Raw genomic sequence first — 13,244 nt, 5'->3', positions numbered from 1 at the left:
AATGAATGATGGGTCATGTAGGTTGAGGCGAACGTAAATGACACATCATCGAGTCAGCGAGACCAGGAGGACGTCATGAGCGCCCCGACCCCCACCGCCGAGTTGGCCCAGCTCACCGGCACCTACGTGCTCGACCCCAGCCACACCCGCATCGGGTTCGTCGCCCGGCACGCCATGGTGACCAAGGTGCGCGGCGCGTTCAACGAGTTCGACGGCCGGGTGATCTTCGACGGGGCCGACCCCGCCGCCACCACGGTCACCGTCGCCATCAAGGCGGCCAGCATCGACACCCGCAACGCCCAGCGCGACGAGCACCTGCGCGGCAACGACTTCCTCGCGATGGAGCAGTACCCCGAGATCACCTTCGTCTCCACCGAGTTCCGGCAGACCGGCGCGGACACCTTCGACCTGACCGGCGACCTCACCGTCCGGGGCGTCACCCGCCCGGTGACCGTCCCCTTCACGTACGAGGGCGTGGCCACCGACCCGTTCGGCAACCTGCGGATGGGCTTCGAAGGCGCGGTGACCATCAACCGCAAGGACTACGGCGTCACCTGGAACGCCGCCCTGGAGACCGGTGGCGTGCTGGTCAGCGACAAGGTCGTCCTCGAGTTCGAGATCTCGGCGATCAAGCAGTCCTGAGTGGTCGGGGCTCAGGCCCCGACCCTCCTCCCCCGTCGGCCGTCCCTGGGAAAGGATCCTCCCGTGAGCAACCTGCTGACCCCCCGCGTCGACATCCGCCGGTCGGCCGAACGGTTCACCACCGACATCGCCTGGCTGGACTCGAAGCACTCGTTCTCCTTCGGCCACCACCACGACCCGGACAACACCCACCACGGGTTGCTCCTGGTCAACAACGACGACATCGTCCGGCCGGGCACCGGTTTCGACACCCACCCGCACCGGGACATGGAGATCGTCACCTGGGTGCTCCAGGGTTCGCTGGTCCACCAGGACTCCACCGGCCACTCCGGGATCATCTACCCGGGCCTGGCCCAGCGGATGACCGCCGGCCGCGGCATCCTGCACTCGGAGAAGAACGACTCCTGGCGGCTCGAGGGCGACAGGCACACCGAGCCGGTGCACTTCGTCCAGATGTGGGTGCTGCCCGACGAAGCCCGGGTGACCCCCGGCTACGAGCAGCTCGAAATCGACGCCGAGCTGCTCGGCGGCGGGCTGGTGCCGGTCGCCTCCGGCCTGGACAAGCACGACGGGGCCGCCGCCATCCGGATCCGTAACCGGCACGCCGGCCTCTACGCCGCCCGGTTGCAGCCCGGTGGCGGCGTCGACCTGCCGGACGCGCCCTTCGTCCACCTCTTCGTGGCCCGGGGCGCGGTGGACCTGGAGGGCTCCGGCCCGCTGGGCACCGGGGACGCGGTCCGGTTCACCGCCACCGGTGGGCAGCGGGTCACCGCCACCGAGCCGGCCGAGATCCTCGTCTGGGAGATGCACGCCACCATCGCCGGCTGACCCGGGCCGCGGACACCGTGCCGGACCCGACCGGGGCGACCCCGGTCGGGTCCGGCACGTCCACCGACGCCCGGTACGGCGGCGGGGCCGCGCCCGGTCAGGGCGTCAGGTAGGCCGCCGGCACCCTGTCGGTCAGCCAGACACCATTGGCGCTGCGGAAGAAGAGATGACCGTCCCGCGTCATGGCCGCCGCGTCGACGGTGAGCACCACCACCGGGCCGCTCCGTCGGGCGCCCACCCGTCGGGCGGTGTCGACATCTGGCGACAGGTGCACGTGGTGGCGTTCGCCGCGACGCAGACCGGTGTCCAGAATGGACGTCAGCGCCGCCCGTCCCGTGCCGTGGTACAGCCGGTCCGGTGGCGTCGCCGGGATGAGCCCGAGGTCGACCGGGATGGAGTGTCCCTGACTGGCCCGGATCCGCTCCACCCCGTCCGGTCCCCACTCGACGGCGAAGCGCTGCTTGTCGTTGCCGGTGACCACGGCGTCCAGGTTGGCACGGCTCATCCGCAGCCCGGACAGCAGCGCGTCGACCGGCACCCACCCGCCCCGGTCGGGGACGAGACCGAAGCGGCCCGGCTCGTGCCGCAGCGCGAGGGACATCCGCTTACTCAGCCGCACCAGGGCCTGATGATCCACCCCCGCATTGTCACCGACGGCCCGCCGGCGGGAAATCAGATTTCCCGCCCTCCGTCCCGGTCCCGCCGCGCCACCACGCAGACCGGGCCGAGGGCGCGGCACCGACGTCCCGGCCGTCGGGCGCCCCGACGGGTGGTCGTTCGACTACTGTGCCCGACATGCCAGATCGTCCGGAGGCGCCGGAAGCGGAACTCCCCGTCGACGCGGTGGGCGACATGCTCGCGAAGAGCCGACGTGGATTGCTGTTGTTCGGGCTCACCCCGCCCCGGCGCAGCGCCACCGAGGCGGAGGTCGAGCAGATCGCCCGGGTCACCCTGGCCCGGTTGACGCCGTTGGACGTGGACGCCCTGGTGCTCTACGACATCGCCGACGAGAGCGACCGCAACCCGGCCGAGCGCCCCTTCCCGTACCTGCCGACGATGGACCCGGCGGAGTTCCAGGCCCGGCACCTGACCGGGTGGGACCGCCCCGCCGTCATCTACCGCTGTGTCGGCAAGTACCCGGAGCCCGAGCTGCGGTCCTGGCTGCGGCAGACCGAGCCGGCCCGGGTGGCGACCGTCTTCGTGGGCGCGTCCTCCCGCGCCAAAGAGGTCCACACCACCCTGCCCCGGGCGTACGAGCTGCGTCGGGCGACCCGGCCGGAGCTGCCCCTGGGCGGAGTGGTCATCCCCGAACGCCACACCCGGGCCGGGGACGAGCACCTTAGGATGCTGGCCAAGCAGGAGCAGGGCTGTGACTTCTTCGTCTCCCAGGTGGTCTACGACGTGGACGCCGCGAAGAGCACGGTGTCGGACTACCACTACGCCTGCCGGGAACGGGGCGTCGCGCCCCGGCCGGTCGTCTTCACCCTGTCGGTGTGCGGCTCGCTGAAAACCCTGGCCTTCCTCACCTGGCTGGGCGTGGCCGTGCCGCGCTGGCTGGCCAACGCCCTGCGGCACGCCGAGGACCCGCTCACCGAGTCGTACGAGCAGTGCCTGACCAACGCCCGTGAGCTCACGGCATTCTGTCGACGGCTCGGGTCACCGTTCGGGTTCAACGTGGAGAGCGTGTCCATCCGCAAGGTCGAGATCGACGCCTCCGTCGCCCTGGCCACCCGGGTCAGCTCGCTGCTGGGCCGGACGCCCGGCTGACCGGCCGGTCGACGGCGGCTGCGCACCGGCGGCGTCCGCGTCCAGGCGCAACCGCAGCGCGGCGATCTCGGCCCGCAGCGCCGCCACGTCCTCGCTGGTCGCCGTCGTCGGACGCCCGGCCGAGGCGGAGACGCGTTCCACGATCCAGGTCGCCAGGGAGCCGGTGACGAAACCGATCAGACCGATGCCTCCGATCATCAGCCCCAACGCGACCCACCGGCCGGCGGTGGTCACCGGGTAGAAGTCGCCGTAGCCGACGGTGGTGATGGTGACGGTGGCCCACCAGAGGGCGTCGCCGAAGGAGACGATGGTGGCGTCCGGAGCAGTCCGTTCGGCATCGAGCACCGCCAGGGCCGCGACCAGCACCAGCAGCGTGGTGGTGATGGCGACGTAGACGGCGAGCCGCCCGCGGGCCCAGGTCTCCGTCCGCCGGCTGATGTTCAACACCACCATGACCAGCCGTACGGCGCGTAGTGGCCGCAGCAGCGGCAGCAGGAGCACGACCAGGTCGAACAGGTGCTCCCGCAGGAAGCGCCGCCGGTCGTCGGCCACGCCCAGACGGACCAGGATGTCGCCCCAGAAGAGCAACCAGATCGCCACTCCCGTCGACTGGCAGACCTCCCGCCACACCGGCGACAGGTCCGGCCGGAGGATCGGCACGGCGTACAGCACCAGGAACAGCACCGACAGTATGGTCAACGGCACGGCGGTCAGCCGCTCCCAGCGTGCCAACCGATCACCTGCCTGCTCCGTCCGACCCCGCATCACTTCTCCTCCCGGCAGCGTCCCGCCGGGTCATGATTCCTTACGGGGCGGGCCGGGCGACAGGGGCGTGAGCAGGGCTTTCCGTGTGCCGCCACCGAGCTGGGCACCCCGCCCGACCACCTGCGGGCCCCCGGCTGCCCGGCGCCGGGTGTGACGTCATCGCATGCGTTCGTGGAGCCACTCCAGCGCCGGCCCGGCGTGCCGCAGGACGGAGAGGTGCCCGTCGTCGGGGCGGAGCCACCACTCGGCCGACGGGCACCGCCGGGCCAGCCACTCGCCGTGGCCGGCCGGCACCACCCGGTCCGCGCCGCCGTGCAGCACGAGCACCGGCGCGGTGACCTGCGCCGGGTCGCAGCCCCACGGGGCGACGTAGCCGAGGTCGTCGTCGATCATCGCGCCCGGCCCACCGGCCAGGGCCGGGCGGACCACCTCGTCGAACCAGCCCCACTCCCCCTCCAGCGCGGCCCAGTCCGCCGCCACGAAGCCGGGATCACCGTCGGTGTTCGTCGCCTCGTACGCCTCCTTCGCCGCCCGGCCCGCGGCGGCGGCCCGCAGACCGGCCCGGCCGGCGGGGGACATGCCGGCGAACCAGTCCAGCCCGGCGGCGTCGTACGGCGCGACGGCGGCCACCGCGACCACCCCGAGGACCCGCTCGGCGAGCAGGGCGCCGCAGGCCAGGGCGAAGCTGCCGCCGCCGGAGTGACCGAACACCGCGAACCGGTCGACGCCGAGCGCGTCGACGGCGCAGGCGACGTCGGCGGCCACCGAGGCGAGGCTCCGCCCCGGATGCGGGGTGGAGCCGCCGTAGCCGGGCCGGTCGCAGGAGAGCCACCGCAGCCCGAGCCGGTCACCGAGGGGGCGCAGCGGTCGCGGCGGCGTGCCGACGTTCGGCGTGCCGTGGTGCCAGAAGACGGCCGGACCGTCGCCGCCGGTGTCGTACACGTGCAGGACGCGCCCGTCGGGCAGCGCGACGTCCGTCTCGGTCACCATGGGAGGCGACCCTAGCCGACGGGTACGACACCGGCCGGTGGCGTCGGTCAGGGGCGGACGCCGCGCAGGTAGGCGGCGAACTTCTCCACCCCGTCGATGTTGCGGGGGCTGCTGATCCCCTCGTTGTAGTCGAGGACGAAGAACCGGTCGTGCACCACGGCCGGCAGGTCGCGGGTGGCGGGGAACGACTTGAGGAAGGCGATCTTGTCCGCTGCCGGCTGGTCGCCGTAGTCGAGCACGACGATGACCTCGGGCCGTCCCTGGACGACGGCCTCCCAGCTCACCCGGGTCCACCGGGCGTCCAGGTCGGCGAAGACGTTGCGACCGCCGGCGGACGCGATGATGTCGGTGGGCGGCACCTGTCGGCCGGCGGTGAACGGCTGGTCGGTGCCCGAGTCGTAGAGGAACACCGGCAGCCGTTCGGCAGGCGCCTGGGCCTCCACCGCGTCGACCCGTCGCCGGTAGTCCCGGACCAGCTCCTCGGCCCGCTCCGGCACGCCGAAGATCCGGCCGAGCCGGTCCAGGTCGGCGTAGAGCCCCTCGAACGGGGTGACCCGCTCGGGGAAGCCGGGATAGTTGAAGCAGGACTCGGTGTGCATGAAGCTCTGGATGCCGAGGCTGTCGAGGATCTCCGGGGTGATGCCCCGCTGGTCGCTGAAGCCGGAGTTCCAGCCGGCGACGACGAGGTCGGCCCGCTCCTGCACCACCAGCTCCTTGTTGAGCAGGTCGTCGCTGAGGAAACGCACCTTGGCGTACTCGGCGGCGAACGGTGAGCTGGTCACCGGCGGGTTGGCGGGCGGCATCACGTAGCCGTGCACGTGCTCGGTCAGGCCGAGGGCGAACAGCTTGTCGGCGCTGCCGCCCTCGTAGACCACGGCGCGCTTCGGGGTGCGGTACTCCACCTGCTCGCCGCAGCGCGGCACGGTCACCGTGCCGGCCTCGGAGGCGGAATCGGCCACCTCCGCGCCGCAGGCGGTGAGCAGCAGGACGGCGGTCAGGCCGGCGGCGAGCGTACGGGCCGGCAGGGGCAGGCGCGACGGGTGGGCGGTCATGGTCGGTGGCTCTCCATCTCGGTCGGGGTCAGCGGGTCGGTCGGGGTCGGCGCGACGCCAGGTGGGTCGGCGCGACGCCAGGTGGGGTCGGCGCGACGCCAGGCGGGGTCGGCGCGACGCCAGGCGGGGTCGGCGCGACGCCAGGCGGGGTCGGCGTGCCGGGCAGGCCCGGCGGGTCGGCCGGTGGGCGCAGGGCGTAGAGGATCTGCGGGTCACCGGTGAGCGGGTGGGCGACGACGGTGGCGGCCACCCCGAAGACGTCCTGGAGGAGGGGCGGGGTGAGCACCTCCCAGGGGGCGCCCACGGCGACCAGCGCCCCGTCGGCGAGCACGCCGATCCGGTCGCAGGCGGCGGCGGCCAGGTTCAGGTCGTGCAGCACCACCAGCACGGTGACGTCGGCGTCCCGCAGCAGGGACAGCAACTCGATCTGGTGCCGTACGTCGAGGTGGTTCGTCGGTTCGTCGAGGACCAGCACGTCGGGCTCCTGGACCAGCGCGCGGGCCACCAGGACACGTTGCCGTTCCCCGCCGGAGAGACCGAGCACCCCCCGGTCGGCAAGGTGGTCGATGCCGAGCCGGGTCATCGCCGACGCGCACAGCTCGCGTTCGCGCCGGCTCAGCGGCCGGTTGCCACGCAGGTGCGGAACCCGACCGAGGGCGACCACCTCGGCGACGGTGAAGTCCAGGTCGGCGCCGCCGTCCTGGGTGAGCGCGGCCACCGTGCGGGCGCTGTCGCGCAGCGACAGGGTGGCCAGGTCCGTTCCGCCGACCCGTACGACGCCCCGGGTGGGGCGCAGCGCCCGGTAGACGCAGCGCAGCGCGGTGGACTTGCCGGAGCCGTTGGGCCCGACCAGGCCCACCGTCTCCCCCCGGTCGACGTGCAGGGACAGCTCCCGGACGATCCGCCGGCCGTCGACGGCGACGGTGACCTCGGACAGGCTCAGCTCCATGCCCGTCACCGTCCGCCGAACAGGTAGCCGCGGCGGCGCATCAGGGTGAGGAAGACCGGCACCCCGATCAGCGCGGTGAGCACGCCCAGCGGCAGCTCGCGGGGCGCGACCACGGTGCGGGAGAGCAGGTCGACCCAGACCATGAACAGCGCTCCGGCCAGTGGCGTCACCGTGAGGACCCGGGCGTGGGCCGCGCCGACCAGGAGCCGGACCAGGTGTGGCAGGACCAGCCCGACGAAGGCGATCGCCCCGCTCACCGCGACCATCGCCCCGGTGACCAGCGCGGTGAGCACGAACAGGCCGGTACGGGCGCGTCCGCTGTCGACGCCGAGGCTGGCGGCGGTCTCGTCCCCGAAGGTCAGCACGTCCAGGGTCCGGCTCGACCGGCGCAGCAACAGGACGCCGACGAGCACCGTCGCGGCGACCGGCGGGAGCGCGCCCCAGGTCGCCGCCCCGAACCCGCCCATCGACCAGAACAGCAGCGTGGCGGTCGCCTCGCTGTTGGGGGCGAGGTAGACGATCACCGCCATCATCGCCTGGAAGCCGAAGGAGAGCACCACGCCGGTGAGCACGAGCCGTAGCGGGGTGAGCCCGGCCCGGCCCCGGGCGGCGACGAAGACCAGCGCGGTGGCGGCCAGCGCGCCGAGGAACGCGCCGGCGGAGACGGCGTAGCCGCCGGCCACGGCGAGGCCACCGGTGACGGTGACCGCGACCGCGCCGACCGACGCCCCGGAGGAGACGCCGAGCACGTACGGGTCGGCGAGGGCGTTGCGGACCAGGGCCTGCACCGCCACCCCCACCACGCCGAGGCCGGCGCCGACGCAGGCGGCGAGGAGCACCCGGGGGGCGCGGATCTGCCAGATGATCTGGTAGCGGGTCACCTCGTCGGCGTCGATGACGCCGCCGGTGAGCCCGGCCCACAGGTAGCGGGCGGTGTCGACCGGCGGCACCGTCGCCGCGCCGAGGCCGATCACCGCCACCACCGAGACGAGCAGGGCGACCAGCAGCAGGGACGTCACCAGGGCGGGGGTGGCGGCGGGGCGTTCGACGGGTCCGGCGGCGGTGACCACGTCGGCCGGGGTCGGGAGCTGGCGTGGGATCACCGGGAGAATTCCCGGCCGCCGGGCGCGCGGGCGGCCAGCGCCGGCGCCAGGAAACAGACCGCCGCGCAGCAGCCCAGGACGACCGGCGCGCCGAAGGCGTCCACCGCAGGGACGATCAGCGCCAGCCCCACCGGGGCCAGCCCGTAGGAGAGCAGGAAGTCCAGCGCGGAGACCCGGGCCAGCCGGTCCGGACGCACCTCCCGTTGGATGGCGGTGAACCAGGGCACGTTGAACACCTCGATGCCGACTCCGGCCAGCACGTACGCGGCGACGACCACCGCCGCCGGCACGTCGAGCAGCAGACTCAGCGGCGCGAAGCCGTAGGCGGCCAGACCGGCCAGGGCGCTCCAGCCCCGGGCGGCCGGCTGCCACCGGGCGACCAGCGCCGCGCCGGCCAGCGCGCCCACGGTGTACGCGGTCAGCACCGCGGCCAGCACCGCCTCGGTGCCGTAGCGGTCGCGGCTGACCAGTGGCAGGAGCACACCGGTGGCGGAGTAGCCGGTGGCGATGACCGCGGTCAGCGCGGCCAGTCCGGCGAGGAACCAGGGGTGCCGGCGGGCCTCGTGCAGGCCCTCGACGAACTCGGTGACGAAGCCGGTCCGGGGGGCCGCGACGGTCGGCGTCGCCCGCCCGCGCGGGGGGACCAGGGCCGCTAGCAGCCAGAGGCCGCCGACGCCCAGCAGCAGCGGTCCGACCTCGACGACGGTGGCGAGCAGGGCGACCGAGGCGGGGGCCACCAGGGTGGTCACCCGTACCGCGAGCGTGATGGCGGCGTTGGCACCCTGTCGGCGGCCCTCGGGGACCACCTCCGCGGTGAGCGCCTGGAACGCGGGCCGGCAGGCGCCCTGTCCCGCGCCCATCACCGCGGCGGCCACCGCCATCAGCGCGGTCGAGCGTCCCAGTCCGAGGGCGAGCGCCGGACTGGCCGCGGTCGCGGCCAGTCCGGACCAGAGCACCACGCGTCGCCGGGACAGCCGGTCGGCCAGCACCCCGCCGACCGGCACCGCGGCGAGGAAGCCCACGGTCCGGGCGGCCAGGACCAGGCCGAGGCCGGCGCCGGAGAGCCGCCGGTCGAGCACGGCGAGCCCGAGCACGAAGGGCAGCGCCCAGGTGGCCAGGCCGGAGGCCGTGGTCCCGGTCCACAGTCGCAGGAACGCCCGGTCCCGCAGCACCGTGCCCCGGCGGGCGCGGGTCGGGTCGGGGGGCGCCGAGGTTGCTGTCACGAAACGTCGCTCCTTGTTCGTCACTGCGGCCCGGCTGCCCGGCCGGCCGCGGTCCGTCCCTGGACAGGGCCGCCCCGCCCGTGCCGGGATCGCCGACGGCATGGGCCGCCGGAGGACCGCCGAGGAGCCTACATGACAACGGTTGTCATAGTCTTTCGCCACCCCCGGCGATCCACCCACCCCGGGAAAGACTCACGCAGGGCCTTGACCGCAATGAAAGTCATTCCTAGCATTCCTCTCCGTGCCTGCGCAGTGACGACACGCCAACCCCGTCCGCCGCTCGCGGCGGACGCCCACAGACCTCAGGGAGCCGCATGGACCACGTGACGACCGGGCCGTCCCTTCTGGACGAGCTGCCACCGCCGCTGCCGGCGGAACAGATCATCGCCCTCAACCAGCCCCGGGCCGACCTGCGTAGCGAGCGGCGGCACGAGTGGAACGGCTGGGTGTTCGACGTACCGCCGGGGGTGTTCCTGCCCGGCGGCACCAGCCGGATGATCCACGACCGCCTCCTCGACGGCCGGATCCCGGTCGCCGGGCGGCGGTACGCGGCGATGGGCGTCGGGCTCGGCGTCGAGGCGGTCGCCGCGGCGCACGCCGGCGCCGCCGAGATCTACGCCGTCGACGTCCACCCGGAGAGCGTCGCCGCCGCGCGACGGCACCACGCGCGGCTGGCCGCGCAGACCACGGGACGGTTCGTGCCGGTGGTGGCCGACCTCTTCGACGGCTTCCCCGACGGCGTCGAACTGGACGTCGTCACCTTCAACCCGCCCGCGGTCAGCCAGACCGTCAGCGCCGACCCGGACGTGGTGCGCAACGTCTGCGTGGGCGCTCCCCTGCTGGCCCGCTTCTTCCGGCAACTCGTCGAACGGGACCTGCTCGCCCCGGACGGGGAGGTCTTCCTCGTCGCCTCCAACACCGCCGACCTGCGGACGATCATCCGGCACGCGCTCGACGCCGGCCTGACGCCCGCCGTGGAGCACGTGCACGACTGGCAGGACGGCGTGCTCACGTACCTGTTCCGGATCCGGCCCGGGGCGCGGGCGTGACGGCCCCGGCCCGGCGCTGGGCCGACCTGTCCGCCCTGCTGACCGACGTGCTGGCCGGAACGCTCGGCCCGGACCCGGCGACCACGGTCGCCACCAGCGTCTTCTGGCTGCACCACGGGACCCGGTTGGCCGGCGGCGACACCACCTACCGCAACCAGTACGTCCTGGTCCGGTCGGGGCGCTCCTTCGGGGCCTGCGCGGTGGAGGCCGGCGCGGTCGACCCGGCGATCTGCGCGGACGCCTCGGGTCGGACGCTGGCGGCGCTGCTCACCGACGGCCCGCCCGCGCTGCGGCTCGCCGCGCTCGACGCCTACCTGGCCGAGACCCGGCCACACCGGGAGGCCGTCGGAGCCGAGCCGGTGACCCTGCCGGCGGGGCCGCCCGAGGTCCGCGCCCGGGCCCGGGACGCGGCGGTCGCCGGCCTGCTCGACGTCGCCGCCGGGACGAAGGTCGCCCTGATCGGCGTGGTCAACCCGCTGGTCGCGGCGATCCGGGACCGGGGCGGGGTCTGTCTGCCCTGCGACTTCAACCTGCGCGTCACCCAGTGGGGTGAGCCGGTCAGCGCCTCGATGACCGAGGTGCTCGCCACGGCGGACGCGGTGGTGGCGACCGGCATGACCCTGGGCAACGGCTCGTTCGACCAGATCCTGCGGCACTGCCGGGACCACCGCCTGCCGTTGGTGGTGTACGCGCAGACCGGCAGCGCGGTGGCGCGGGCGTTCCTGGGTTCCGGGGTGACCGCGCTGTGCGCCGAGCCCTTCCCGTTCTCCCAGTTCAGCGCCGATCCGACAGTCGTCTACCGGTACCGCGCGGCAGCGGTCGGCAGCGACGACGGCAGATCGTGACCGGTCCGGCCGGCAGCGTGGACCGCACCGGCCGCCCGGGCGGCGGCCCCCGGCCGACGCGTCTACCCGGCCCGGCCGGGGTCGGTCACGCCACCGGTCATCACGGCGAGATCCTCCAGGGGGTCTTCCTCGACGCCGACGGGCGGCCGTGCCGCGGCCTGGTCACCCTGCCGTTGCCCGACGCGGGCAGCGCCGCCGCCTTCGTCCGCCGGCCCGGGAGTCCCGCCACCGGGCTCGACGTCGTCCCCGCCGACCGGCACAAGGCCCGCCGCGCCGCCGCCATCGCCGTACGCGCCTGCGCCGGGCTGGCCGGCGAGCGCCCCTGCGGTGGACGGCTGTGGCTGCGCGGGAGCACGCCGGTCGGCATCGGGATGGGCTCGTCGACCAGTGACGTGATCGCCGCGATCCGGGCGGTCGCGGCCAGCTTCGCCGTCCGGTTGCCGCCGGAGACGGTGGCCCGGATCGCGGTACGGGCCGAGCGGGCCTGCGACCCGCTGATGCGGGACGACACCGCGGCGCTGTTCGACTCCCGGCGGGCCCTGGTGCTGGAGGAGTTCGGCCGGCCGCTGCCCGCCGCCGTGGTGCTGTCCTGCGTCACCGGCGGGGGTCGCCCGGTGGACACCCTGGCCCTGCCCACGCCGCCGCGCCGGGAGGCCCCCGCGTTCGAGGAGCTGCGGGCGGCGCTGCGCCGCGCGGTGCGCGACGCCGACCTCGCCCTGCTCGGTCAGGTCAGCACCGAGAGCGCGCGCCGCAACCAGCGGCTGCTGCCCAAGCCGGAGTTGGCGACGCTGGAGCGGGTCGCCGACCGGACCGGGGCCGTCGGGGTCCAGGTGGCGCACAGCGGCAACGTCGCCGGTCTGCTCTTCGCCCCGGACCCGCCCGACCTGTCCGACCGGCTGCGCCGGGCGGTCGCCCAGCTCACCGCGTACGGCCTGCCGGTGGGACGGATCTTCGACATCTCAGCCGGGAGGCAGACATGGTGTACGACCACATCGCCGACGCGGTGGGCCGACCGGACCTGGTCCGGGTCGACGACGGACTGATCTGCCTGCGGTTCGAGACGATGAAGGTCGTCTCGGCGCTGGCCGCGGTGCGCGAGCTGCTCGACCGGGGGGTGATCCGGCCGGGCGACACCCTGCTGGACAGCTCCAGCGGCATCTACGCGTACGCGCTCGCGCTGGCCTGCCACCGCCACGGCCTGCGTTGCCTGATCGTCGGGTCGACCACCGTCGACGCGGCGCTGCGGGCCCAGCTCGCCGTGCTCGGCGCGCGGCTGGAGCAGATGCCTCCCTCGGCCAGCCTGAAACTCGACCAGAGCCGGCGGGTGGCCCGGATCCGGGAGATCCTCGCCGCCCACCCGGAGTACCACTGGATGCGCCAGTACCACGACCGGATCCACTACCTGGGGTACGAGGCGGTCGCCGACCGGATCCGCCGGGAGCTGGACGTCCGTGAGCTGGTGTTGGTGGGCGGGGTCGGGTCGGGGGCCTCCACGGGGGCGCTGGCCGGATACCTGCGGCGGCGCTCCCCGGCGGTACGCCTGGTCGGCGTGCAACCGTTCGGCAGCGTCACCTTCGGCGCGGAGCACGTGGCCGACCCGGACATCATCATCGCCGGCATCGGCAGCTCCATCCCGTTCGCCAACGTCGCGCACGAGCGGTACGACACCGTCCACTGGGTGGGCTTTCCCGCCGCCCGGGCGGGCAGCGTGGAGCTGCTGCGCCGACACGCCGTCTTCGCCGGGCTCTCCACCGGCGCCGCCTACCTCGCCGCGTGCTGGGAACGACGGCTGCGTCCGGACCGGCCGGTGCTGTTCGTCGCCGCCGACACCGGCCACCGGTATGTCGACTCGGTCTTCGCCCGGCCCGAGGAGGCGCCCGACCTGGCCGGTCTGACGCCACGTCAGGTCGTCACGCCCGACCAACTCGCCCTGCCCTGGTCCCGGATGGACTGGGGACGGCGACCGGCGCCGCGCTGACCCGCGCCGGCCGCAACGCCGCTACCAGTGGGTTCTCTTCCGGTACCGTTCTT

At 74.1% G+C, this 13,244-nt stretch carries 13 protein-coding genes and 1 pseudogene; 7 read left to right on the top strand and 7 right to left on the bottom strand.

Features of this window, described 5'->3' with window-relative positions:
• Positions 1-75 precede the first annotated feature (75 nt).
• Together O7606_RS04775 and O7606_RS04770 are read left to right on the top strand one after the other, a co-directional pair.
• The gene (locus O7606_RS04775) at positions 76-642 is read left to right on the top strand and encodes a YceI family protein (RefSeq protein WP_281597808.1); all 567 of its coding nucleotides are present in this window, start codon (positions 76-78) and stop codon (positions 640-642) included.
• 63 nt (positions 643-705) lie between these two features.
• The gene (locus O7606_RS04770) at positions 706-1,470 is read left to right on the top strand and encodes a pirin-like bicupin family protein (protein WP_281597807.1); all 765 of its coding nucleotides are present in this window, start codon (positions 706-708) and stop codon (positions 1,468-1,470) included.
• Between the two features lie 97 nt (positions 1,471-1,567).
• Here O7606_RS04770 and O7606_RS04765 read toward each other — a convergent pair whose 3' ends face one another.
• Positions 1,568-2,107, bottom strand: a complete 540-nt coding sequence (locus O7606_RS04765; RefSeq protein ID WP_281597806.1) for an RNA 2'-phosphotransferase — start codon at positions 2,105-2,107, stop codon at positions 1,568-1,570.
• Between the two features lie 158 nt (positions 2,108-2,265).
• On the opposite strand from O7606_RS04765, the gene O7606_RS04760 reads away from it, so the two are divergent.
• The gene (locus tag O7606_RS04760) at positions 2,266-3,237 is read left to right on the top strand and encodes a methylenetetrahydrofolate reductase (RefSeq protein ID WP_281597805.1); all 972 of its coding nucleotides are present in this window, start codon (positions 2,266-2,268) and stop codon (positions 3,235-3,237) included.
• 39 nt (positions 3,238-3,276) lie between these two features.
• Here O7606_RS04760 and O7606_RS04755 read toward each other — a convergent pair.
• The 6 genes and pseudogenes from O7606_RS04755 to O7606_RS04730 form a co-directional block, all read right to left on the bottom strand.
• Positions 3,277-4,002: pseudogene (locus O7606_RS04755) on the bottom strand (potassium channel family protein); the annotation flags it as partial.
• A 156-nt stretch (positions 4,003-4,158) separates the two neighbouring features.
• Complete coding sequence (locus tag O7606_RS04750) at positions 4,159-4,992, bottom strand: alpha/beta hydrolase (RefSeq protein WP_281597804.1); 834 nt, start codon at positions 4,990-4,992, stop codon at positions 4,159-4,161.
• Positions 4,993-5,039: 47 nt separating this feature from the next.
• Positions 5,040-6,044: an ABC transporter substrate-binding protein gene (locus O7606_RS04745; protein WP_281597803.1), complete on the bottom strand. Its 1,005-nt coding sequence runs from the start codon at positions 6,042-6,044 to the stop codon at positions 5,040-5,042.
• Between the two features lie 28 nt (positions 6,045-6,072).
• Positions 6,073-6,993, bottom strand: a complete 921-nt coding sequence (locus O7606_RS04740; RefSeq protein ID WP_281597802.1) for an ABC transporter ATP-binding protein — start codon at positions 6,991-6,993, stop codon at positions 6,073-6,075.
• A 5-nt stretch (positions 6,994-6,998) separates the two neighbouring features.
• Positions 6,999-8,096 carry an iron ABC transporter permease gene (locus tag O7606_RS04735; RefSeq protein WP_281597801.1) on the bottom strand — a complete coding sequence of 366 codons (1,098 nt, stop codon included), beginning with the start codon at positions 8,094-8,096 and terminating at the stop codon, positions 6,999-7,001.
• On the bottom strand, positions 8,093-9,319 hold the full coding sequence (locus O7606_RS04730) for an MFS transporter (RefSeq protein WP_281597800.1): 1,227 nt from the start codon (positions 9,317-9,319) through the stop codon (positions 8,093-8,095). The genes O7606_RS04735 and O7606_RS04730 overlap by 4 nt, the downstream gene beginning before the upstream one ends.
• A gap of 314 nt (positions 9,320-9,633) precedes the next feature.
• Here O7606_RS04730 and O7606_RS04725 point away from each other — a divergent pair, with 314 nt between their 5' ends.
• From O7606_RS04725 to O7606_RS04710, 4 genes are read left to right on the top strand one after another with little or no spacing between them, the layout of a single operon-like run.
• A complete protein-coding gene (locus O7606_RS04725; RefSeq protein ID WP_281597799.1) occupies positions 9,634-10,368 on the top strand; it encodes a methyltransferase in 735 nt (244 codons plus the stop codon).
• The gene (locus O7606_RS04720) at positions 10,365-11,213 is read left to right on the top strand and encodes a DUF364 domain-containing protein (protein WP_281597798.1); all 849 of its coding nucleotides are present in this window, start codon (positions 10,365-10,367) and stop codon (positions 11,211-11,213) included. Before O7606_RS04725 ends, O7606_RS04720 begins: the two co-directional genes overlap by 4 nt.
• Complete coding sequence (locus tag O7606_RS04715) at positions 11,210-12,256, top strand: hypothetical protein (protein ID WP_281597797.1); 1,047 nt, start codon at positions 11,210-11,212, stop codon at positions 12,254-12,256. Before O7606_RS04720 ends, O7606_RS04715 begins: the two co-directional genes overlap by 4 nt.
• The gene (locus tag O7606_RS04710; RefSeq protein WP_281597795.1) at positions 12,190-13,191 is read left to right on the top strand and encodes a pyridoxal-phosphate dependent enzyme; all 1,002 of its coding nucleotides are present in this window, start codon (positions 12,190-12,192) and stop codon (positions 13,189-13,191) included. Before O7606_RS04715 ends, O7606_RS04710 begins: the two co-directional genes overlap by 67 nt.
• The last annotated feature ends 53 nt before the right edge of the window (positions 13,192-13,244 follow it).

It is taken from the genome of Micromonospora sp. WMMD882, from assembly GCF_027497255.1.
Classification (GTDB): Bacteria; Actinomycetota; Actinomycetes; order Mycobacteriales; family Micromonosporaceae; genus Micromonospora.
Note: the sequence above shows the minus strand (reverse complement) of the source record. Positions and strands in the feature narration are given on the sequence as shown.